22 protein-coding genes and 1 pseudogene are annotated in these 23,730 nt (G+C 43.3%); 13 read left to right on the forward strand and 10 right to left on the reverse strand.

The features are described 5' to 3' along the window. Position 1: 1 nt before the first annotated feature. The 8 genes from JMX98_RS06130 to JMX98_RS06165 all read left to right on the forward strand — a co-directional run bounded on the left by JMX98_RS06130 (position 2) and on the right by JMX98_RS06165 (position 9,079). Positions 2-4,825, forward strand: a complete 4,824-nt coding sequence (locus JMX98_RS06130) for an RHS repeat-associated core domain-containing protein (protein ID WP_192518614.1) — start codon at positions 2-4, stop codon at positions 4,823-4,825. Positions 4,826-4,837: 12 nt separating this feature from the next. Then, positions 4,838-5,338, forward strand: a complete 501-nt coding sequence (locus JMX98_RS06135; RefSeq protein WP_192518622.1) for a hypothetical protein — start codon at positions 4,838-4,840, stop codon at positions 5,336-5,338. A 397-nt stretch (positions 5,339-5,735) separates the two neighbouring features. Continuing rightward, on the forward strand, positions 5,736-6,512 hold the full coding sequence (locus JMX98_RS06140; RefSeq protein WP_227680056.1) for an RHS repeat-associated core domain-containing protein: 777 nt from the start codon (positions 5,736-5,738) through the stop codon (positions 6,510-6,512). Between the two features lie 2 nt (positions 6,513-6,514). After that, complete coding sequence (locus JMX98_RS06145; RefSeq protein ID WP_192518615.1) at positions 6,515-7,069, forward strand: hypothetical protein; 555 nt, start codon at positions 6,515-6,517, stop codon at positions 7,067-7,069. Between the two features lie 150 nt (positions 7,070-7,219). Then, on the forward strand, positions 7,220-7,516 hold the full coding sequence (locus JMX98_RS06150; protein WP_320157761.1) for an IS630 transposase-related protein: 297 nt from the start codon (positions 7,220-7,222) through the stop codon (positions 7,514-7,516). Next, a complete protein-coding gene (locus JMX98_RS06155) occupies positions 7,467-8,009 on the forward strand; it encodes an IS630 family transposase (protein ID WP_201585316.1) in 543 nt (180 codons plus the stop codon). The genes JMX98_RS06150 and JMX98_RS06155 overlap by 50 nt, the downstream gene beginning before the upstream one ends. Positions 8,010-8,190: 181 nt before the next feature. Next, positions 8,191-8,667, forward strand: a complete 477-nt coding sequence (locus tag JMX98_RS06160; RefSeq protein WP_201585317.1) for a Panacea domain-containing protein — start codon at positions 8,191-8,193, stop codon at positions 8,665-8,667. After that, positions 8,660-9,079 carry a hypothetical protein gene (locus JMX98_RS06165; protein ID WP_201585318.1) on the forward strand — a complete coding sequence of 140 codons (420 nt, stop codon included), beginning with the start codon at positions 8,660-8,662 and terminating at the stop codon, positions 9,077-9,079. The genes JMX98_RS06160 and JMX98_RS06165 overlap by 8 nt, the downstream gene beginning before the upstream one ends. 463 nt (positions 9,080-9,542) lie before the next feature. On the opposite strand, the gene JMX98_RS14070 is transcribed toward JMX98_RS06165, so the two are convergent. The 5 genes and pseudogenes from JMX98_RS14070 to JMX98_RS06185 all read right to left on the reverse strand — a co-directional run. Beyond that, positions 9,543-9,665 carry an excalibur calcium-binding domain-containing protein gene (locus tag JMX98_RS14070; RefSeq protein WP_227680057.1) on the reverse strand — a complete coding sequence of 41 codons (123 nt, stop codon included), beginning with the start codon at positions 9,663-9,665 and terminating at the stop codon, positions 9,543-9,545. Then, entirely contained in the window at positions 9,613-9,735 is a 123-nt protein-coding gene (locus tag JMX98_RS14220) for a hypothetical protein (protein ID WP_263972656.1), read from the reverse strand. Before JMX98_RS14220 ends, JMX98_RS14070 begins: the two co-directional genes overlap by 53 nt. A gap of 100 nt (positions 9,736-9,835) precedes the next feature. Continuing rightward, complete coding sequence (locus tag JMX98_RS06175; RefSeq protein ID WP_225739089.1) at positions 9,836-10,240, reverse strand: hypothetical protein; 405 nt, start codon at positions 10,238-10,240, stop codon at positions 9,836-9,838. Beyond that, a complete protein-coding gene (locus JMX98_RS06180; RefSeq protein ID WP_201585319.1) occupies positions 10,233-11,942 on the reverse strand; it encodes a hypothetical protein in 1,710 nt (569 codons plus the stop codon). The genes JMX98_RS06175 and JMX98_RS06180 overlap by 8 nt, the downstream gene beginning before the upstream one ends. 136 nt (positions 11,943-12,078) lie before the next feature. Beyond that, a pseudogene (locus JMX98_RS06185) lies at positions 12,079-13,032 on the reverse strand (YifB family Mg chelatase-like AAA ATPase); the annotation flags it as partial. A 291-nt stretch (positions 13,033-13,323) separates the two neighbouring features. Here JMX98_RS06185 and JMX98_RS06190 point away from each other — a divergent pair. The 3 genes from JMX98_RS06190 to hemN all read left to right on the forward strand — a co-directional run bounded on the left by JMX98_RS06190 (position 13,324) and on the right by hemN (position 15,971). Further along, positions 13,324-13,569, forward strand: coding sequence for a hypothetical protein (locus JMX98_RS06190; RefSeq protein WP_201585322.1), 246 nt, complete (start codon positions 13,324-13,326; stop codon positions 13,567-13,569). Further along, the gene (locus tag JMX98_RS06195) at positions 13,563-14,156 is read left to right on the forward strand and encodes a penicillin acylase family protein (RefSeq protein ID WP_265089352.1); all 594 of its coding nucleotides are present in this window, start codon (positions 13,563-13,565) and stop codon (positions 14,154-14,156) included. The genes JMX98_RS06190 and JMX98_RS06195 overlap by 7 nt, the downstream gene beginning before the upstream one ends. Positions 14,157-14,510: 354 nt before the next feature. Further along, positions 14,511-15,971, forward strand: coding sequence for an oxygen-independent coproporphyrinogen III oxidase (hemN, locus tag JMX98_RS06200; protein ID WP_413786522.1), 1,461 nt, complete (start codon positions 14,511-14,513; stop codon positions 15,969-15,971). A 223-nt stretch (positions 15,972-16,194) separates the two neighbouring features. Here the strand turns inward: hemN and JMX98_RS06205 are convergent, their stop codons facing one another. The 4 genes from JMX98_RS06205 to JMX98_RS06220 all read right to left on the reverse strand — a co-directional run bounded on the left by JMX98_RS06205 (position 16,195) and on the right by JMX98_RS06220 (position 19,069). Further along, positions 16,195-17,055, reverse strand: a complete 861-nt coding sequence (locus JMX98_RS06205) for an SPFH domain-containing protein (RefSeq protein WP_075101278.1) — start codon at positions 17,053-17,055, stop codon at positions 16,195-16,197. A 39-nt stretch (positions 17,056-17,094) separates the two neighbouring features. Further along, on the reverse strand, positions 17,095-17,592 hold the full coding sequence (locus tag JMX98_RS06210; RefSeq protein WP_201585326.1) for an NfeD family protein: 498 nt from the start codon (positions 17,590-17,592) through the stop codon (positions 17,095-17,097). Positions 17,593-17,824: 232 nt separating this feature from the next. Continuing rightward, complete coding sequence (locus JMX98_RS06215; RefSeq protein ID WP_201585328.1) at positions 17,825-18,379, reverse strand: porin family protein; 555 nt, start codon at positions 18,377-18,379, stop codon at positions 17,825-17,827. A gap of 144 nt (positions 18,380-18,523) precedes the next feature. Then, positions 18,524-19,069, reverse strand: a complete 546-nt coding sequence (locus tag JMX98_RS06220) for a porin family protein (RefSeq protein ID WP_201585329.1) — start codon at positions 19,067-19,069, stop codon at positions 18,524-18,526. 414 nt (positions 19,070-19,483) lie between these two features. Between JMX98_RS06220 and JMX98_RS06225 the strand changes: the two genes are divergently transcribed. After that, positions 19,484-20,734, forward strand: a complete 1,251-nt coding sequence (locus JMX98_RS06225) for an 8-amino-7-oxononanoate synthase (protein ID WP_201585373.1) — start codon at positions 19,484-19,486, stop codon at positions 20,732-20,734. Between the two features lie 122 nt (positions 20,735-20,856). Beyond that, complete coding sequence (locus JMX98_RS06230) at positions 20,857-21,663, forward strand: methyltransferase domain-containing protein (RefSeq protein WP_201585330.1); 807 nt, start codon at positions 20,857-20,859, stop codon at positions 21,661-21,663. 104 nt (positions 21,664-21,767) lie between these two features. On the opposite strand, the gene dnaK is transcribed toward JMX98_RS06230, so the two are convergent. Then, positions 21,768-23,705, reverse strand: coding sequence for a molecular chaperone DnaK (dnaK, locus tag JMX98_RS06235; RefSeq protein ID WP_201585331.1), 1,938 nt, complete (start codon positions 23,703-23,705; stop codon positions 21,768-21,770). Positions 23,706-23,730 lie beyond the last annotated feature (25 nt).

A 23,730-nucleotide genomic window follows, 5' to 3' on the forward strand; every position in this document is an offset into this window, starting at 1 on the left:
TATGGGTACATTTGGTAATTGGGGTAGACCAGTTAGTTCAAACGGCAATACAACTGGAGTTGTTGTAGGTGATGGTAAAACAGCAGCTGAGATAGCTAAAGCCCTAAAAGTAGCAAAAGATTCGAAAAAAAGCTTGGCTAAGCTTAGTAAGGATGAGCTTGAAGCCATATTATTCGTACTAGATGTCGCTGGTGTGATTCCTGGCGTTGGTATGGTTGCTGATGGTGCGGCAGGTATCGTTAGAGCATCTACAGGGGATTGGGGCGGCGCTTTTTATAGTTTATTAGGTTTTGTTCCAATTGCAGGCGATTTGTTAAAAGGGTCTGACTTAGCTTTGAAGATTGCAAAGAACCCTAGTTTTTATCTCAATCAATTAAAAAAAGCACAAAAGGCTGTTGAAAAACTAGGAAGTGGGTATGAAAAAGTAGCTACTTTTTTTAAGAATCAATCTAAAAAAATTGAGGACTTTATATATAGCAAAGATACTAAAGGTAAACTGCCTAAGAGAAAGAAAGAAGATAGTGGCTCTAAAAACAAAGATAAAGACCAAAACAATAATAAAAACTGTCCTAAAACCTGTAAGCCTGTCAATCCTATACTAGGTATCAAGATACTACTAGATAATGAAGATATTGATTTTATCTTAACAGGAGACTTACCCTTATTATGGAATCGGCACTATGCCAGTGATAGCCTTGTAGGTCGAGGCGAAACAGATGATCCTGATGGTTGGTTCGGTCAAGGCTGGGCTAATAGCTGGTCAGAACAATTAAACGTCATTCCAGATGCTGACTTGATTGAGTACATTGACAGTAGTGGTAGAGCCATTAACTTCCCTTATATTGCCACTGGCAAAAGCTTCTACCTTCGTAACGATGATATTCGGTTGCATCATGATGTTAATGGACAATACCGCATTACCTCAGGCACCAGTGACACTGGCGATGGTATTCAGTTGCACTTTGGCAGTCCAGTCAGTGAAGACCCTCTATTACCTATCCGTAGACAGCGCCTATATTGCACAGGCCAAAGTGATCACTATGGCAACCGTATTACTTTAGAATATAATACAGACGCCAGTCTCTCTCATCTACCTCGCTATATAAAAGACAGTGCGGGTAGATTATTGCAACTAGACTTCAATTTAATTAAAAATGATGAGGATAAAGGCTTACGCTTACAGCAAGTGGTTCAGCTTACAAGTCTAACAGACGATAAGCTATCTCAGCTCCTACCTGCTTTAGATAGAAAAGTTCAGCAGCAATTACAGCAATCTTATAACACCAGTATTCACACTTTCATCAGCGAAGTTCAGACGCTTATTAAGAATGGCGTGCTGTCTAAGAATTTACTTGTTGCAGATACTCTAGTGACTTATAGCTACAGTAAAGAAGGTGACTTAATTGAAGTTAACCCTTATCTAAATCCAACTCGTCGCTTTGACTATAAAAACCATATTATGATCGCGCATCATATCGACGGCGGCATCAGCAGCTATTATGAGTACGACGACTACCTACCCACAGGCAAAGTGCTCATCAACCGTGTTAGCAATGGTCAGACCTATCATTTTGACTATCAAATAGATCAATCTATAGTTACTGAGGCAAAAGACACTGCAAATGAGCGGCAAACGATTTATCACTTTGATCAAGACAAGCGTTGGACAGGCATTACTGACGCTCTTGGCAACCGCACTAGCTTTGTTTTAGACGACTATAACCGTCCTATACAAATTATTAGTCCAGATGGCAGTATTACCGAAAACCAGTACTCTGGTAATCATCTAACCGCAGTTAAACAACTGATCGACTATGAGGTGATGACTAATTTACCTCTATGGCGGTCTCAAAAGTATTTATACGATAATAATCAATTAACCGAATTACTTGATCCTCTTGGCAATGCAACGCAGCTTACCTATGATGCTGCTGGACAAATTAAAAAAATTACTGATGCTAATGGTAACAGCACACATATAGAGCGTGATGATAAAGGTCGTACCATTAAGCAAATACTTGCCAACGGCAGCAGCTTCAGTTATGAGTATAACCATCAAGGCGAGCTGATAGAACAAACGGACTGTAGTGGTAATCCTACCTATTATAAGTACGATAACCTAGGACGTGTCATTATTGTCACTGATGCACAAGACCAGCAAACCACACTCACCTATGACCAGAAAACCGATAGCGCCACTAACAGTAATGGTATTCAGCACACCCAAGCGCCTACCCATATTCGCTACCCTGATGGCAGTAGCGAGCGCTTTGTCTATGACGCCTTAAATCGTCTGCTCAAGCATACGGACGCCAAAGACCAATCCACCGAGTACCAGTATACTGATGACAGCCTACCCATACAGCGCATAGACGCGCTAGGGCACACGCTTGACTACGACTATGACAATCTACGCCGTCTGATTAAACTCACCAATGAGAACGGTGAAGCGTGGACATTTGAATATGATAAAGCAGATAATCTCATCAGCGAGACGCGCTTTGATGGTTATATCAGTCACTACGAGTATGACAAAGCAGGGCAACTGGTACACCAAACCGACAACTCACAAGCCAAACGCGAAGAGCAAAAGCACACCTACCTGCAACGTGACCTGCTCGGACAGCTGACGTATAAGCACAGCCTAGATATCGTTAAGCCTAACAGCAACGTAAGCAATCAAAGCCAACAGCGTCATCACAAGACCCAGTATCAGTACGATATTGCAGGACAGCTCATCCGAGCGACCAGCCCTGATGCCAGTACCCATCTGGCGTATGACGACATCGGGCAGCTGATTAGCGAGCGCTTAACCCGTCATCATAAAAACAATTCTCAAGGTCAATTGACCCAAAACATCGAACAAACCCTAACTCACAGCTATGACGAGATAGGCAACCGCATTGCCACAATACTGCCCGATGGCAAAGTCATCAACCAGCTGTACTATGGCTCAGGGCATTTATACAACCAAAGCGTGCAAGACGGCGACAGCATCACCGAAATACGCCATAGCGAACGCAATGCACTGCATCAAGAAACGACAAGGCAACAAGGCGAGCTGCTATCGAGCTTTGGCTATGACCCCATGGGACGGCTCACCAAGCAATACAGCTCAGATCATAATAAAGGCCGTATCGTCGTACAGCGAGATTATAACTATGACGTGTTAGGACAGCTTACCCATCTATCAGGGCAGACGCAGCTCAATCATAAATCGAAAAATAGTAGCACGGCAAGTAGTCTGTTCCAGCGCAATCATCAGTATCAATACGACAAAGTCGGACGACTGACCGAGCATATGCTCACCGACTTCGCCAAGCAATCAGGCACGACAGAGCGCTTTGCCTTTGATCCTGCGAGTAATCGCGTGCCTGTATCTACAGTTGATAAAGATAACAGCGAAACTAATAACGCTGTAAACAACATCCACAAATCAGGCAGACCGACTAAGCTTATTACCGCTGACAAAATAATTACTTACACCTATGGCATACACGGTCAAGTCCTGTATAAAACAATCACTCCAGCCAAAGACGGTAAACCACTAGCTCAAAGTAGCAACGCGCTAGTGAGTAGTCGCAAGTCCATACAGCACTACTATAATCCCAATAATGAGTTGGTGAAAACTATCACTAATATCGAAGAGGGATTTGAGCTAACCGAAATAACAGCGACTTACTATTACGACGCTTTTGGACGACGCATCGCCAAAACCAGTGACACAAAGGTAAAAACCAAATTCATTAATAGTAAGCATTCAAAAACGGTTAAGTACCACCTTCAACAGCAGAAGACTAAAAATAAGCAAACACACTATCTATGGGATGGTAATAGACAAGCACAGGAATATACTGATACTCATGTGTTTACCACCGTGTATGAGCAAGACAGCTTTGAGCCAGTCGCAAGACTGGTCTGGCTCAAAGATGCGCTATTAAAATCAGCTAATGATGAGATTAAGAACACCGAGCGTGAATCTTGGGAAGATGAACCGACCCTCATCCCAAACATGCAGGTGTATCATTATCACAATGACCATCTAGGTACGCCGAATGAGCTGACCAGTCAAGACGGTGAAGTGGTTTGGTTGGCGGATTACGCGGCATGGGGCAATACTGCTCAAGTCGTCTACAAAGAAGTACAGCTTTATAATGTGATTGTTTCTGCTGATGAATTACAGCCCATAAGATTTCAAGGTCAGAGCTTTGATGTTGAGACAGGACTGCATTACAATAGATTTCGCTACTTTGATCCTGATTTAGGGATGTTTATCAGCCGTGATCCTATAGGTCTTTTAGGAGGCTTCAACATTTTCTCTTATGCACCTAATCCAGTTATGTGGGTAGACCCTTCTGGATTAGCGGTCTATCATACAAACTGGAGTAAAGCTTATAACTCTAGTAAAGGTGTTCCAACAAATTATCAAGTCCATCATATAATACCCCAAGCTGTAGCAAGTGAGGCAAAGAAACTGTGTGCAAGCTTTGACGTTCATAATAAAGATAATCTTATTGCTTTACGTAACAGTAAAAATGTTAATTTAGTTACAAAAAACGGTTATGGTGCAACCATACATTCTGGTCAACATCGTGGATATAACTTAGCAGTTACAAATTTGTTAAAAGGCGCACAAAGAATAAATATTCCTGGACTTAATGCATGTATGAAATTAAAGGCTGTTCAAAAGATGCTACGTAGTCAACTTGTAAAAGGAGACATTCCATTAAATAACTCAGGCTATGACCCCAATACTTTCAGCACGGGTGATATTCAAAAAGCATTTACTGAAGCGATAAAAAGTTCAATACGAAATCAACAATAAGGATATTTAGTTATGAAAAAGTGGAACGACATACTTGAGTCAGCGCAAGAATTTGTCGATTTTTTAGAAAGAGATACATTCTTTGATAAGCCTTTTGTTAATACTATAAATGCATTAGTAATCAGTGATCCCCTGTTAGGTTTTAAATATGCTAATCAAGATGATGAAGTGCAAAGCTTTCCAGCTTGGGAGTCAATTAGCCGAGGAGAGTATTCATTTCCAGATTCTTTTGAGTTATATGGTTATGTAGGTCATCAACTTCTGAAGAATAACTTTTTCAACATTCAAAGCAAGAACTTTAGTGGATTTAATGAGCTTTGGGATAGTACTATGGCAGAGCTAATAACTGATGATATGTATTATATATTCCAATGTTACGCTAATAATTATTTTCCACCTTTATGGAAAGATATTCTTACTGCTTATTTAAACAATGGACTACCTTGTGGCTGGTCTGATTTTCCACCTAAAGGTAAGCTAGTCGTTTTTTCTAATGAGCTGTTAGAGCCATAGCTATTTATTTTGGTAAAAAAGAGGGTTAGCTGGGCATTTTGCTCAGCTTTTTTACACCTGAATAAAGACCACCTATCACTACGACAATTTTGGCAGACGCATTGCCAAACAAACCCAGACGAAAGACAAAACCAAGTTTGTAAACAGACAATCGACCAAGATTATCACGTTCCCTGTACAACAGCAGAAAACCCAACATAAACAAATACACTATCTATGGGATGGCAATAGACAAGCACAGGAATATACTGACACCCATGTTTTCACTACCATCTATGAACAAAACAGCTTTGAGCCTATAGCTAGACTGGTATGGTTAAGAGATGGACTGACCCTAGCGGCAAATGATGAAGGCTGGTATGGCAATAATAAACCTGAGCCACCGTCCGCTATTCAAATCTATCATTATCACAATGATCATCTAGGTACACCAAATGAGCTGACTGACCAGAAAGGTGAAGTTATTTGGCTGGCGGATTATGAGGCGTGGGGTAATACCGCTAAAGTGGTATGGCGAGAGGAGAAGCTTGAGCAATTACAAGTATCTGCTGATGAGCTACAGCCTATTCGTTTTCAAGGTCAGAGTTTTGATACGGAAACAGGATTGCACTACAATCGGTTTAGATATTTTGATCCTGATTTAGGGATGTTTATCAGCCGTGATCCTATTGGACTCATGGGCGGCTCAAACGTCTTCCAGTATGCGACGAATCCTACGGGGTGGATCGATCCTTTAGGTTTAAAGAACTATAGAGACAAATTTTGGGATAGAGCAGGTGGTGCAGATAGAAGTAAATATCAAGTTCATCATATGTTTCCCCAAGATCTTTATAGCGATAATAAGCCAAAGACTAAAAAGATACTAAACTGTCATGGCATGGGTAAAGACGACTTAAATAACTTAATAGGTTTACCTAGAAATGAAAATGATAATCCAAGAAAAGGTAGTCCTTGGTTTGGCGCTTCAAAACACAACTCAAGTCACAGAGCATACTCTGATGCGTTAGAGGCTGCTATTATAAGAATAGGAGCAAAAGGCAGCTGCGTACAACAAAAAGCTAAACTTGTACTATTACAAAAAACATTAAGACGAATGCTCAATAATGGACAAGCCATTATGAGTAAACAAGGTGCAAGTACCACACAGTGGGAAAATATATTTAAAGGATACTAACTATGAATAATTTTAATTATAGAGATGTTTATTTAAACTATCTAAAAGTCTTTGAATGTATTATAAAATCAAATAACTTCTTGAGACCTAACAACACTTTGCCTTCGGATAAATTTCATATTATAAATGATTATCAAAAAGCTGATACTTTATACACTATGGAGTATCCTTTAGAAGAGCTAGGAGAGAAAGAAGGCAGTAAATACGATATTTATGCTGACTTAATGAACGAAAGGATTGATCTGCACTATGGTTTTTTCGATACTTTCACAGATACAGATTATCTAAATCATTTAGACTTTAAAGGCAAGTTTTTAGAAAAATTTTTCGATATAGTTGTAGCGGCTGAACAAAAAAACTCAAATTTTCCTGAAGAATTTACAGATTTCGTTCTGAATCACATTTTATCCTATATATCTTATCTGACATTTTCCAATACTGCTGATAAATTGCTAGATTTAGAGATTGAGGCATACACCAACGGAGCCATGCCATGCGGTTGGTACGGCAAATATCCTAAGGGAAAGCTTGCGGTCTATGTTCCTTTAGCTGAGTAAAAACTGCTATCTCAACTCAAATAAGTTAATCTATAGTCAAGCCCACCTAAAAGTGTTATAAACTAATTATCAAATACAATTGTTATTATAAAGACCATGACTTACTCACTAGATTTTCGCAAACAAGTTCTTAAAAGTATAAATGACGGTATGACCTTTGCCGAGGTGGCTGAGTTTTACAATCTGAGTCCAACCACGATACAGAATTGGAAGAGACGTATTCATAGTAAAACAACCAGACAAACTAAACCGTATAAAATACCAGATGACGTGCTACTTAATGATGTCAAAGAACATCCTGATGATTACCAGTATGAGCGAGCACGTCGTCTAAACTGTAGTAAAACAGGCATTTATCATGCTCTAAAGCGTCTTGGCATCAGTCAAAAAAAAGACTTTGGAACATCCAAAAGCATGTCCAGTAAAAAGAGCGATATATCTAAGTAAGCTTAATAACTTTATACAACAAGGCTATCCCATCGTCTATATGGATGAAAGCGGCTTTGAGCACGAGACTATTCGCTCTCATGGCTATGCACCAATTGGTAAACCCTGTATCGATAGCTACAACTGGCAAGGTAAAAAGCGAACCAACGTCATCGGTGCTCTGTATGAAAAGATGCTGTTTGCGCTTGATTACTTTGAACAGAATATCAACAGCAATATATTTTATGACTGGTGCAAGTTCACGCTTATTCCAAGTCTCAAGACTAAATGCGTGATTGTCATGGATAATGCTCAGTTTCATAAAAATAAACGTATTCAGAGATTACTGAATAGACATGGTCATCGTATTCTATGGCTACCACCCTACAGTCCTGATTTAAATCCTATCGAGAAAAAGTGGGCACAGGCTAAGTTTCTACGACAAGGGTGGATGGAGAATAATTTACCTAAACTCTTTCATGATATGGGTTGTATCTCTTTTATTCTGGATTGACTATATGCGACACCAACTGACGTTTTAAAATATTGTTTATAATATAGTCCTGACTATGTGCTTGCATTTATACTCTTATGCGACCATTATATAGTTAAATACTAAATCTATTCAAAAACTCGATCTGTGGATGTCATTGTACGCCCATGGATTTTTTGTCCCTAAGGTAAAGGAGCGAATCATGGTCAGCGCGATATCTGTTGCCAATGAATTAATTCGTTTGGGTAAGCAGGACAACAATTACTTCACACCAATGCAGTTGCTGAAACTTGTGTATATTGCACATGGCTGGATGTTTGGTTTTTTTAGCAAACCTTTAATTAATGATAGTATTGAAGCGTGGAAGTATGGACCAGTCATTCCAGAGTTGTATCATAAAGTAAAAGCATATGGTGGTAATCAGATTCCACAAGAAATAAATTCTTTATTTTCTTTTAATAATGAACAGTTAAATGAAGAAGAAAAAAGTGTTGTGAATTTCGTGTATCGGAAATATGGTAATCTTAGTGGTGTTAAGCTATCTATGATAACGCACCAGAATGATACTCCATGGTCACGTATATTCAGTCTTGACGGTCGAGGAGATATCATACCTAATGATTTAATTCGTCAACACTATGCTGAGCTAAGCTCTAAGGTATTAGCGGAGAATGGATGAGCCAAGTCAGCTTGGAATACCAAGAGTAACTATTCAACAAATTGATAATCTAGCCAATGGCACTAAGACACTCGATGAACTAGGATTGAATAATGAATTTAATGGTAGTGACTCTTCTCTAGCTTTAAAAGAGAGAACACTTTTCGATGAAAAGCAGCTTGAACTAGCTGGTAAAAACAACGATCATGACCGAGATGAAGATTGGAAGTATCTATTTGATAGAGGTTTCAAGTTTTTATTTATAATAGCTTGTGTTCTCTTTGCTATTATGATGGTTTCATTAGTAGGTTATTGGATTCTACCTGACCAATGGCAGTGGCTATCATATGATCAAGCAACCAAGATTGAAGCAGTTGTGATTGCAGTTATTGTTTCTAAGGCAGTAACAGTTAAACAGAACAAAATTAAATAAGCAGCTTTCCATTGTGTTGCGCTTTCTATTATCTCTGGATTCAGACGTAGTAAGACAATGTTTAAATAAGTTTTCTAATGTTATCAAAGCTGTTCATACCACAAATCATTTACTCAGCTAGCTTTTTAAGGTCTGATTGTTTAGTCATGGCTTATTCTCCAGTTAGTAGGATTATAAGCAATTACACAGTTTTTAGGAAAGGCTCGCCAGTCAATACAAATGGAATGCCTGATTATAATTATATAGAGGAATTTATTAAATCTGTTAGCTATATAGAATTACTATAATTTAGAAAGCCGCCATACTTAGGTGGCTTTCTTTAGGTTGAATATGACAAATTAAATTGAATGATTTTGGTCGCGTATAGCCTTTATTCACCCCGTAGACGCATGAGGTTAAAATCTGGCTTTTAATACGAACTTGACTTCATGTTAGGCAACAAAGTGCTAGTAGTAACCTCACCCTAACGCAACGCCTCACATGCAATACCATCTTTATCGCGGTCTAAGCGCGTATATCCTGCTTTTTTTGCGTTACTCAAAGCATTCGGCTTCCGCTTGGCTACCAAAGTCAGCGCATACCACACCTCCTGCATTTGCTGTGATAGCAGTAAGCAACATAATAGATGAGACTACAAAAACAATAATATTTCTCATAAGTTAATCCTTTAAGGTTAATTGTTTTTAAATCTAACCCTTACTGTCAAACCAGATCAGGACGTATACTCCAAACAACTACCTATTAATAGCTTTTACTTTAGACGCCATTATCAAGCCTATCTTGGTACTCATCACACACCCTCAAACCCGCTTTAATAGCATCACTAAGGTCAGCACCCTCTTTGACACTGTAGGGCACGTTTGGGCGCATATTAGCTTGATTAAGAGCATCTACGGATGACTTGTTAAGCGGCGTACCGATATAAGATTCATCGGTAAAGCCCTCTGGTGCAAAATATACTTCACGCCCAAATTTTGGATGAGAAGTGCAGGATATCTCGCCATAAGGCACAGTGAATGGATAAGGTGTTGCATACTCAGTAGGCCATAGTGCTTCGTTTACGCCGATGTAACCTGCACCGTAGTATTCGTCGTATTCTGGTTCGACAGGCGTACAAGCTGTTGTCAACAATAAGGTAAGTCCTGCTATTAATTTACTCATCCTCATCTTTATCCTTATTCAAAACCCCTTTCTCCAGATTATCTATAGCTGTTTTAACCCAATTAACATCCTCACCATTGGTATGTTTAAAGTATTGGATGATGCCAAACTCAGATATTGCGGCTATATCGGACAGACGACCATTACCCCTAAATAACCGACCTACAACTTGTCTTATAACATCCTCTGTAAAACCATCTTGATCTATTACTTTTATAACAAGACCGCTAGTTTGACTGCCCTCTTTCTTGCAATCGAATAGATAAAAAACTCCAAGATTAGTAATCAGGCGCATGACGAACACTACCCTTACTTGAAAGTCATTTTTTTTACTGCGCATACCACGCACTGTCTCACCAATAAATATAGGATCGTAAGCAACATTTACACAGTCTATGATTACAGGAGCGTAGCGCAAAGTAACTTTAAGGTCTTGAGCATAGCGTAAAAGACGTTCAAAATTATTCTTTATAGAGTGAATCGCGCCACTATCCACTAAAGCTTCAAATCTACCAATGTCACCATTAGCATTACCATCCTCCCCATCAGCATAAGCGTCAGGCTTGTTCTGCGGCAACCATATAACCTTTGATTTACAGCTATCTACAGCCTCATCTAAGGTCAAATTTGCGCCCTTGACAAGCTCTCTTATCTTGCCTATGAGTTCTATCCTATGCCTGACTACAGCTGTGGTTATATTATTAGCATCTCTTTCAGCCTCTAGTAAGATCTCATCAGACTCAACGGTGTTATAGATCGGTCTAATTCTGGATGTTTGAGGTTTGATGCCATCGCCGTATGTAGCAGAATTAGGCTTGTCTATCCTATATTCTATGGCATCTCCTTGCGGCATAGACATACCTAATATTTCAGTACAAAGCAGAGTCTGATCGTCAATTCTCAAACCTGCTATTTTAATTTGAATGTCCTGCTTGTGATAAGGTTCGACCTTTAAGGAATAGTACTGCTTGTCATTAGCGAGCATTCTTTTATTGAGGTTCCAAACCAACCCTTTAGTATAAGAGTTTGTTTTTAAGTAGTATAAAAATACAGCGTCGGCAATTACGCATCGATCAGGAATAGTAATTAGATCACCATATCCATCATTTAGATTAAGTCTCTCTTCGACCTCCTGTTTATGCCAGCTAATAAGAACTTTATTAATCTCTTTTGATACCCCATAGTGCGCAACAAAGAACAAGACCGATGGGATGATTATTTTAACAGTATCTGTATGTACGACGATGTTGGAATTAGAGTCTGTTTTGATGTCATCAACTGGATAGCTATCAGGCTTGAGAATATACTCGCCCTTATCCTTTGAGATGCCATAATGGTTAGTATAGGTAAGGTTTGGGCGCTTGTATTTCTTATTGTCATAAGCATCTAGCTTGGTATATAAAGTTTCAAATTCGTACTTTTCTTCGCACTTCCCCTCTACCCAAATAGATCCTATGGGTAATTTCAAAATTGATTTAATTGATACTCCAACTACAACTTGTTTATTGGTAGTAGAGTTTAAAAAGTACACTTGAACCGTTTTGCGTCTACGGTGATAGTATATTTTTCCATACCACAGTACGATGTATTCAGTCTCTGGGTTATAGTAACTTCCTAAACATATCTCAAAGTATCTTTTGATATTTACCATACCCATGTATTTAACTTTTTTGCCGTTAGAATCGAACAATGCATCAAACATAACTCACCCCCAGCATGCTTGATCTAGGTGGCGAGTTAGCTATTTTTTTGAAGGGTGTTTTGAGTGAACAAAGAGAGATAAAGAGGTGTTTTTGACATCTATTCTTGGAATTTGACATTAATTGTTGGAATTGACAGCCACCGCCCACCAGTGCCACTGCCGATATGGTGTGATGCACTTGACGAAAGGGCCGTGTACCATAATCATAATCACTGTCTGCCACCGAGTAAGTGCTGGCTACCTCCAGCGCCTCCTCATCACTCAAATCTGGCAAGATGGTCGGCAATCTCGATGCCATCAGCGTCTTGCCAGAGCCAGGCGGCCCTGTAAACAGTAACGAATGACCGCCTGCTGCCGCAATCTCTAATGCCCGTCTGGCATGATGCTGGCCTTTGACATCAGCCAAATCTACCTGATAGCCGACATGCCGCTGCACGGTGCTGGGCGTGACAATAGGTAAACGCTGAGAGGTCGCGTTTGGGTCAGTCAGTGACTGTAAGTGCTCACACACAGCCTGCAAGCTCTCGGCGGCCAATACATCTACACCCTCGACGCGGCTGGCCTCAGCACCATTATCCATGGGCACGATCAACTGCGGCAGTTTTTGCGCGCTAGCTTCTTTCTGATCTTCTTTTTGCGCGCAGCCTTTTGGGTCAGCTGTCGTTGTCATCTGCCCTAACCGCGCCGTTACCCCCTCTGCTTTTATCGCCCGTGCTACTGCCAGACTGCCGCTGACTTGGCGCAGCTCGCCATTTAGCGCCAGCTCGCCGATAAACTCAAACGCGGACAAGCTCTCAGGCTCGATCTGACCACTCGCCGCTAAGATACCAATCGCAATCGGCAAATCCAGCCGCGCGCCATCTTTTGGCAGGTCCGCTGGCGCTAAGTTGATGGTCAGACGACGATTGGGAAATTGAAAACCTGAGTTTAAGATGGCGGAGCGTACGCGATCCTTACTCTCACGGACGGCCGCCTCTGGCAAACCCACAATGGTGAGTGCAGGCAAGCCTTGCGATAAATGCACCTCAATGATGACCTTGGGGGCATGCAGCCCGACGACTGAGCGGGTATAGACTTGAGCAAACGACATCAGTACTTCCTAATATAGGGAATCAATCGATAATAAAACATTAATTATAAGTGCGCAAATGTCGTGTCTCACTCGCTTTGTTTTCAATTTTAATATCATTTAATACCGATGCGTTAAATAAGGCAGCACTAGCATCACACTTCTATATTGTTATATGATGAATAGATGCGTCTTAATCTCAACCCTAGTCTTAAACGCATGCGCAATAAAAGGATGTTATTGCCTCATAAAGCTGATTGAGTCGAGCTTTATGTACCACGCTTTTTTTAACCAACCAAGGATGGATAAGTTATGAACATCAATGTGCTTAAGCATCGACGTGTGCCGACCCTTACGCTACTGACAGTGGCTGTCTCCTTAGCTCTATTCGGTTGTTCGGATAGTGATAACAGTTTTAATAACGCTGATACCGCCCAGCCCACGACCACCTACGAGGTGGACATCCAGCGCACCGAGTTTGGTATTCCGCATATCACCGCAAAAGGACGTTATCGAGCGGTGGCAGTATCGACGCGACCCAAGCTTGCACAGTGCTGAGCAATTGGGACCGCCGTAATAACTTAGACAGTAGGGGCGCTCATGTCTTTAGAGAGTTTTGGCGCAATGTCGACTTTACCGAAACCACTGATGATGCCTTTAATGTGCCGTTTGATGAGTCTGACCCTATCAACACACCGCGCGATCTTAAAATCACAGCGAGCACCCGTGCCGCCTTGGCAGATGCGATTGCCTACTTTCAAAACAATGGCGTGGCGCTCGATGCCACATTGGGCGAGCTACAATACACCCTTGATGCCAGCAAAAACAACGAGCGTATTCCGATGCATGGCGGCCAAGGACGTGAAGGCGTCTTTAACGTAGCGCGCGGCCCAGCACCAAACGCCGATGCCAGCGAGTATGCCTTTATCAATAACGGCCCGACATATATGCAAGCGGTGACGTTTGATGACAAAGGCCCTGTGGTCAACGCCTTACTGGCGTATTCGCAATCCGCGGATAGCACACGCCCTTATCACCGTGACCAGACGCGGCGTTACTCTGCAAAAGACTGGATTCGCCTGCCGTTTAGTGCCGGTGAGATTGCAACTCACGCGGTGGGCGATACGCTGCAATTAACCGAGTAAAACCAACTGCTATTTAACCTTATCAAAAGACCTCAGATCACACCGCTGAGGTCTTTTTTTCTGCTGAGCAAGCGCCGTTTCAAGAGCATAGCAATTCTAAGCCTTTACACCCCCGCTATCACTTCTCCACATCCCAGTCCTTACCCAACTGCTATAAGTCGTCTCCCCACTACTGGTAGGGATTTGTTATACTAGCGGTAGCAAGTCAGTCATCTCTATACAATCAAAAGCGACACCCAAAACCGCAGCCTGTATGGTCAACCCGAGGAATGCCGTATGACAGAATACTCACAACCAGATACTCAGCAGCCCTACAACCGCGCTGACGAGCAGCCGACGACCACGCGCCCTGTCATGCAGCCTGACAACCCATATGCCAGTACGCGCGGCAGTATCACCAGCAAGCAGCTGCCAGCATTTGATGAAGCGTTGATCCAAAAATACAATCGTTCAGGGCCACGTTATACCTCTTATCCAACAGCGCTGGAGTTTACCCCGATACCAGTAGATTTAGAGACCAAAATTCTAAAAAATCGCGAAGCGCGGGCGCCACTGTCTTTATACTTTCACATCCCGTTTTGTCGCCACCTTTGTTATTACTGCGCTTGCAATAAAATCATCACTAAGAAAAATAGCGATTCAGGCGACTACTTAGAGTATCTCATCGCTGAGATTAAACTCAAGCGGCGCTTATTGACCACTGAAGGTGGCAAGAACCCAGTCGTCAAGCAGTTGCATTTAGGTGGAGGTACGCCGACATTCTTGCGTGACGAGGAGATGGTACAGCTGTGGGAGTTTTTACAAACCCAGTTTGAGTTTTTAAGTGATGATGAAGGCGACTACTCTATCGAGATTGATCCGCGTGAGCTGAGCGGCAACACCCTCAAAGTCCTACGCGATCTGGGCTTTAACCGCATCAGCTTAGGGGTACAAGACTTAGATGAGAGCGTCCAAATCGCCGTCAACCGCGTGCATTCAGCGGAATTAATCGAAAGCGTACTTACTGAAGCACGCGAATTGGGCTTTCATTCTATCAATATCGATCTGATCTACGGTCTGCCGCATCAAACGCCTGAGACATTGGAGCAAACCGTACGTCGCATCATCGAGATGGCACCCGACCGGCTGTCGGTGTTTAACTACGCGCATCTGCCGGAGCGCTTTAAAGCCCAGCGCCAAATCAAAGAAGCGGATTTACCTAGTCCTGCAGCCAAACTGACCATGCTGGGCAACACCATTAACACGCTCACCGAGGCAGGCTATCAATACATCGGCATCGACCACTTTGCCAAGCCCGATGACGAGCTGGCTGTGGCACAGCGCGAGGGTAAGTTGCATCGCAATTTTCAGGGCTATACCATCATGGGCGACTGTGATTTGCTCGGCTTTGGGGTCTCATCGATCAGTCAAATCGCCAATGCTAATAGCCGCTATATCTTGCAAAACGATACCGACCTGCAAGCTTATCAAGCCACCATCGATGCTGCGCAGCACAATCTGGCCATCATGCCTGCGGTCAAAGTGATCAAAACCTCTATCAAAGATCGCTTGCGCGAGTATGTGATCATGAATCTGCTGTGTCACGACTACATCGACTTTAAAGACGTCAATCAAAAATTTGGTATCGATGCCATCACCTATTTTATTGATGAGATTGCGCAGTTAGGCGCGATGCAAGAGGACAGACTTATCGATATGGATGCCGCTGGTATTCGTGTGCTGCCAAAAGGCCGCCTACTCGGTCGCAACGTCGCCATGGTGTTTGATGAATATTTGGACAAAAAGCATAAAAACCGCTTTTCTAAAGTGATTTAACGTATAGTCGATACATTCTAAAAATGTCATAGCGCTACTGGGATGAATTTTGCGCAGCCTCTGGGAACGCAGCACGCAAGTAAAATTTATACCAGTAGCGCGTCTAAATTCATAACAGTTTTACATTCAGCTAACTATACTTTAAAAAATACTTTATGCACAAAAAAGACCTCGTTTTTGAGGTCTTTTGTTATGTCAATATGAGCGCTCAACCGTAGCGTTGTTACACCTTAAACTTATCGCCAACCATACCTTTGACCGTGCTCAAGATGTCGGCAGGCAGTACCACCATTTTTGAGTTATCAGACTCTGCAAGCTGACGTATCGACTTGATGTATTGCTCGCCTAGCAGATAAACAATCGGCATCTCTTCATCGCCCATCGCAGCGGTAATCAAGCGAATGGACTCCTCAGAGCCTTTGGCCAGCACCACTTGCGCTTCAGCGTCACGACGGGAGGCTTCTAAGCGGCCGTCTGCTTCTAAGATAGCGGCTTGCTTTTGACCATCGGCACGCGTCACTGTCGCACGGCGCAAACGCTCAGCAGCCGCCTGCTCTTCCATCGATGCTTGCATCGTATCTGAGGGGTTGATATCTTGAATCTCGACTGTTTTGAGTGTGATACCCCAGTCAGCGATGTCTTCTGAGATGGCATGCTTGAGCTTGGTTTTAATCTCCTCACGACTAGATAGTGCGTTATCCAAATCCATCTCACCGATGATCGAGCGCAGGGAAGTCTGTACCAGATTACGGATACCATACTCATAATCTTCGATACCATAGACCGCCTTATCGGGGCGGACGATATTGATATAAGCCACCGCGTTGGCGATGATTACCACGTTATCACGGGTGATGACTTCTTGCGATGGAATATCAAGTACGATGTCTTTGGTCGTCACTTTATACGCGACGTCATCGACATAAGGGATAATCAGGTTGAGACCAGGCTCTAGTGTCTGGCTATATTTACCCAGTCGCTGCACCACCCACTTATAACCTTGCGGTACGATGCGCACCCCTTTAAACACGGTAAAGACTACCAGCGCAATCAACACCACCATCACAATGCTAAAGCTTTCCATAACTCATCCCTATAATTGATAATTCTATTTGACTGGCAGTCAAACTTGCCTATTTTTTTGGCTCAGCGTAGGCGACTGCATACTTCTGACGATCAGCTCATTGCCCACGATATCTGTCACCACCACCCGCTCACCAACTGCAATCTCCTCTCCTGTGGTGCGGCACATCCACTCTGCCGCGCCAACGATAGGGACACTAAAGCGCACGATACCTGCGCGCTCGGACTGCGGTGATAGCACAATCATCCCTGTCTCACCCACGATGACACCACCGCCCAATCCAGCTTTGGTACGGTCCACTGATAAAGGCTTGATAAACTTAAACCATGCCACTAAAAACACCGCCGACAGCACCAACCAAATGACAACTTGCACAAAAAGAGAAATCGGCAAGAGCCAAGCCAATGCTGCAACAATAATGGCAGCGGCACCAAACCACAGGCTGGCGAATGTCGGCACAAACATCTCAACAATCAGCAACAAAAAGCCCAGTACCAACCAATGCCAAGGCTCAATCATCAAAAACATCTCCATCATTGCCACCTACCCTGTTTGAATCATCCTAGCTTGCTATCCTAGCTTTCAATGTAGCATACTTTTAGCATCTATAACCTCTTAAAAATCATCAATATACACCACTCATAACACAACGCCCATATCTTAGATGAAATCAAAAAGCGCCGAATAACCTTTGCCACATAAAAAAACGACCGCCAAAGCGATCGTTTTTTGTCTGATATATAAATATAAGCTGTGGTCAATCAATGCCTTAGAACTTTAGCTGACCACCAACAGTCATTAGATCAGCATCACTTCCCAACTTGTCGTATTCAGCTTCAACGCTAAAGTTTGGACTCACTGAATAACCAAGACCAACACCGCCTGCTAGGCTCGTATCACTGTCCGAATACGTCTCGGTTCTGATTTCAGTATTGCCAATATTGCGCGTATAGTCCCCTTCTATCTCAGTTTTTGCCACACCTAGTTTACCTTTGGCGTATAACCCTGTATTTGGGATCTGATAGCGGTAAGTACCATAAGCGCCATAAGACTTAGCATCAATATCGCCACCGCGATAATCTGCATCATCTGAGCCGACATACTCAGCTTCGATACCAAAGTTAGGGTCAAAATTATAACCCCCATAGATACCATAAGCCGTTGGATCATCAGCATCATTGACGTCTAGATCAAATTGACCGACTTTGGCACCGACGTAGGCTTGACCAGTGTAACCATTACCATAAGTAACAGCAGCTTGTGCGCCTACGGTGAGTAATGAACCTGCCGCTAAAGCCAATAGTGTCTTTTGTAAAGTTTTCATAATATTCCCCTAAGATAGTGTAGTTCGTCAATCTTATATAGAGTATTGGTTTGAGAAACGAGACAGACAACTGTCGTTTCTCAATGACTGTATTTCTCTTGTAAATTTCTAATCCGGTAGACTTTAGGTCATTTCATCATCGATTTAGAATTTTAAATGAGCGCCCACTGTTAATAGTTTGGCATTAACATCGCTATCCATCATGGCGTACTCGGCTTCAACCCCAAAGTTTGGGTTCACTGAGTAACCAAGTCCCACGCCACCTGCGATACCAGTATCACTACTAGAATCTGAAACTTTAACTGGTCCCACAGTGTAATCGCCTTCGACCTCAGTTTTGGCTACCCCTAGTTTGCCTTTGGCGTATAAGCCCGTGTTTGGAAACTGGTAGCGAGCTGTACCATAAGCACCATACGTTTTGGCATCTAGGTCGCCGTTTCTGTAGTCAGCATCGTCTGAGCCGACATATTCTGCTTCGATACCGAAGTTTTGGTCAAAGTTATAACCACCATATATACCGTAAGCTGTTGGGTCATCAGCATTGTCGATATCTAAGTCAAACTGACCGACTTTTACACCCACATAAGGTTGGCCTGTGTAGCCGTTGCTATAAGTCGTCGCAGCTTGAGCACTGACTGTCAACAATGAACCAGTAGCTAGCGCAAGTAGGGTTTTTTGTAGAGTATTCATGATAAGCTCCTTAAAATTGTGACAAACAAGTTATCTATTTATATAGGCTTTTGGCCTTATCGCCTTGTTTGCTAACGATGAATATATAGTAACAAGCTATTTCAAACACTCTGTCAGTGTTTAATGGTATGAGAGTTAAGATTTGCAAGTATTTATCAGCGTGTGGGTTACAAAGGCAAAGATATGAAATCTTTTGTTACAACCTCCATTTTTGTGCAATAATTCCTACTTATTTCATCGAAAGCGATGGCAGCGCGTGTATTTGAGCACTAGGTTTTACCGAGCATATCCTCATGTTCACCCAGTTAGACGATTACCGATTGATAGAATACATGCCCTAGCCACAAGGGACAAAGAGACTGAAAAAGGCCAAAAAATCGCTTTGTTTTATCAAAATAACAGGAAAAATAGATGATGACCCTCAAGGATGAGCTGGAGCAAGCACTACAGACGTTAAAGAAAAATGAGCAGTATCGGCAGATACCGACGCTGGCACATGATGGGCGCTATGTTGTTTATCAAGGCAAACGCTTACTAAACATCGCCAGTAATGACTATCTGGGCTTGGGCAGCGACAGTAGTCTACAAAGGGCGTTTTTTGAGCAGATGGATCAATTGTCTGACACGCATTATCCTAAGATGAGTGCCACCTCCTCACGGCTACTCACAGGAGACGACACGCAGTTACAAGCCTTAGAGCTTGAGATGCAAGCATGGTATCAAACGGCAGTGTGTCAAGAAGATGCCTCTAATAGTCCTAGCAGCCCTAGCAATCTGAGTAGGCCAAAATCTGTGTTGGTATTTAACAGCGGCTACCATGCCAATATCGGTATTTTGCCCGCGCTGACCGCCTTACCCATCAAAACGCTGGTGTTAGCAGATAAGCTGGTGCACGCCAGTATCATCGATGGGCTGCGCCTTAGCCAAAACAAGACCGTTGGCTATCGCCGTTATCGTCATAATGACTACGCGCATCTGGCTCGGCTTATCGAGCGAGCTGATGACGATATCAGGCGCATCATTATCGTGACCGAAAGCGTGTTTAGTATGGATGGTGATCGCGCAGACTTACAACAACTGGTACAAATAAAAGCTCAAGATACGCGCATTGAGCTGTATGTCGACGAAGCTCATGCTATCGGGGTCTTAGGGGAGACAGGGCTTGGGCTGGCAGAGGAAACGCAGACACTCGGGCAGATTGATTATTTGGTTGGTACCTTTGGCAAGGCATTTGCCTCCGTTGGCGCTTATATCATGTGTGATGAAACCATCAAGCGCTGGCTGGTCAATCACATGCGCTCACTTATCTTTAGTACCGCATTGCCGCCCATCAACCATGCTTGGACACGTTTTGTGTTGGCCAAAATGCCAAGCTTGACACCGGCGCGGACGCATTTGGCGCTACTGTCTACCGAGCTGAGCGAGGCCATTGCCCTCAAATACTCTACCAGCGCAGTCAGCAGCGCCTATACCTCGCCTATCGTCCCTTATATATTGGGCGATAATGCGCGCACACTGGCCAAAGCCCAGCAGCTACAGACCGCTGGGTTTTATGCACTGCCTATTAGGCCGCCTACGGTGCCTGCCAACAGCGCGCGCATTCGTCTAGTAATGAATGCCAAACTGACCTATGATGACTGTGAGCGGTTAATTCAGCAGCTGTAGTTGTCTTAAATATAGGTTGAATCGCTACTAGCGATGACTGACGTACAGATGCCTTACGATCAGTCACAGACTGACAATATGGTTTAGGAAAAATGGCTCGCCGACAGGATGTAATAGCATAGATGACACACTCAGCCGCACTCAAGCTAGATCACAGAAAGCAAACCATCGCGCGCCATTTTGCCAATGCCAGTCATTATGATGAGCACGCCACTATCCAGCAAAAGATCTGTCACGACTTGCTGGCGACCATCTCAAAAAAAACGCAAGATAGCGTCTTAGAGATTGGTGCAGGTACAGGTCAGATGACCCGCCTATTGGCCGAGCACATTCAAAGCCAGCACTGGCTGATCAATGAGCTATGCGCCGAGCAAACAGCCACCTTGAAAGGCATTTTGCCAAATGCTCAGATCGCCATCGGCGACGCTGAAACTATCGACTTCAAAGGAGAACATAGCTTGATTGTCAGTGCCAATGCTGTGCAATGGTTTGATAATCCTCTAAGCTTTGTTACCCACTCTGCCTCTCGCCTCCAAGCAGGTGGTCAGCTGGCCTTTAGCACCTTTACGCCCAATAATTTTTTGCAAATCAAAGCCCTGACTGGTCAAGGGCTTCACTATCCTGATATGCAGCAATGGCGCTTGGCATTGCATCACGCTGGGTTTGACAATATTGCGTTATCGACACGGCGCTTTGATGTGACGTTTTCTAGTCCTTATGCGGTACTCAAACATATGAAACTCACTGGTGTATCGACCAATCAAACGCAAAACAAAGCCAGCCCGCGCGTGGCTTTCATTTGGAACAAATCGAGCTTACAGCAATTTGAGCGACGCTACTGGCAGCATTTTTCGGTGATAGACGAGGCGGGAGACGCTGGTGTCATACTCACTTATGAAGCACTGATTATTAGCGCCCAGCTTACTTGAACCAAATATCGATCGTTGATCAAGTGGGTAACTGCCACAAAAAAACGCACCTCGAAAGGTGCGTTTTTATGTCACATTAATCAACGGTCAGCTTATCAGCCGTTTTATTTTTTGTCGTCTACTTCTGTAAACTCAGCATCGACAACATCATCGTCGGCTTGGTTGTTACTTGCTGCATCCGCACCTTGCTGGAACTGGCTTGGATCCATACCTTCTGCGCCTGCACCGCTATCAGCATAGATTTTTTGGCTGATAGGCAAGAAAGCATTGTCTAGCGCTTCAAGTTTGACTTTGATGTCGTCATGATCATCTTCTTTAGTCGCTATCTCTAACTCAGAGATTGCCGCTTCTACTGATGATTTTTCTTCTTCAGTGACTTTATCACCCGCTTCTTTTAGCGCTTTTTGTACCGCATGGATACGACCATCCGCTTCGTTGCGAACTTGTGCCAGATTTGCAAACTTCTCATCTTCAGCTGCGTTGGCTTCAGCATCTTGTACCATTTGCTCAACTTCTTCATCCGACAAGCCAGAGTCTGCTTTGATCTGGATGCTTTGCGCTTTACCAGTACCTTTGTCAGTCGCTGAGATGTTCATGATACCATCAGCGTTGATATCGAAAGTCACTTCGATTTGTGGCACACCACGCGGCGCTGGTGGAATATCTGTTAAGTCAAAGCGGCCAAGCAGTTTGTTTTGGTTAGCGATTTTACGCTCGCCTTGGTAAACCTGAATGGTTACCGCAGGCTGGTTGTCTTCTGCTGTTGAGAACACTTGTGATTTCTTGGTAGGAATCATGGTGTTTTTCTCGATGATTGGGGTCATTACGCCGCCCATCGTCTCAATACCAAGCGTCAATGGTGTCACATCAAGCAATAAAACGTCAGTTTTGTCACCAGACAATACCGCACCTTGAATCGCGGCACCCGCTGCTACTGCTTCGTCAGGGTTTACGTCTTTACGTGGCTCTTGACCGAAGAACTCTTGTACTTTTTGTTGTACAAGTGGCATACGAGTCTGACCACCGACCAAGATCACGTCGTTGATGTCGCCGACTTTTAGGCCAGCATCTTCAAGGGCAATCTTACAAGGACCCATGGTACGCTGTACCAGATCTTCGGTTAAGCTCTCAAGCTTAGAGCGGCTGATAGTGATGACCAAGTGCTTAGGACCACTGCTGTCAGCAGTGATGTATGGTAAGTTCACTTCAGTGCTTTGCGCGCTTGATAGCTCGATTTTTGCTTTTTCGGCTGCTTCTTTTAGACGCTGCATCGCAAGTGAGTCACCTTTTAGGTTGACGTCTTGCTCTTTTTTGAATTCATCGACCAAGTAGTCAATCAATGCTGAGTCAAAGTCTTCACCGCCAAGGAATGTGTCACCATTGGTCGCTAGTACTTCAAACTGTTGCTCGCCGTCTACATCTGCAATCTCAATGATTGAGATATCAAAAGTACCACCGCCCAAGTCATATACAGCAACCGTGCTATCGCCTTGCTTTTTGTCCATACCATAAGCAAGAGCGGCGGCAGTTGGTTCGTTGATGATACGTTTTACATCAAGACCGGCGATTTTACCGGCATCTTTGGTGGCTTGACGCTGTGAGTCGTTGAAGTAAGCAGGTACGGTTACGACCGCTTCTGTTACTTTTTCACCCAAATAGTCTTCTGCCGTTTTTTTCATTTTTTTCAAGATTTCAGCAGAAACCTGTGGTGGCGCTAGTTTTTTACCGTTTACTTCTACCCAAGCATCACCGTTATCCGCTTTGGCGATTTTGTATGGCACCATGCCGATGTCTTTTTGTACCACTTTGTCATCAAAACGGCGACCGATCAGACGCTTGATCGCAAACAAAGTGTTTTTTGGGTTGGTGACCGCTTGACGCTTAGCCGATTGCCCAACGAGGATTTCGTCGTCTTTATAAGCGACGATAGAAGGTGTGGTACGGGTACCTTCAGCGTTTTCGATGACTTTGACTTTGTCACCTTCCATCACTGCCACACATGAGTTGGTTGTACCCAAGTCAATACCAATTACTTTACCCATAATCAAATGCTCCTAATGTATATTT

This window comes from Psychrobacter sp. HII-4, from assembly GCF_904846595.1.
GTDB classification, from domain to species: Bacteria; Pseudomonadota; Gammaproteobacteria; order Pseudomonadales; family Moraxellaceae; genus Psychrobacter; species Psychrobacter celer.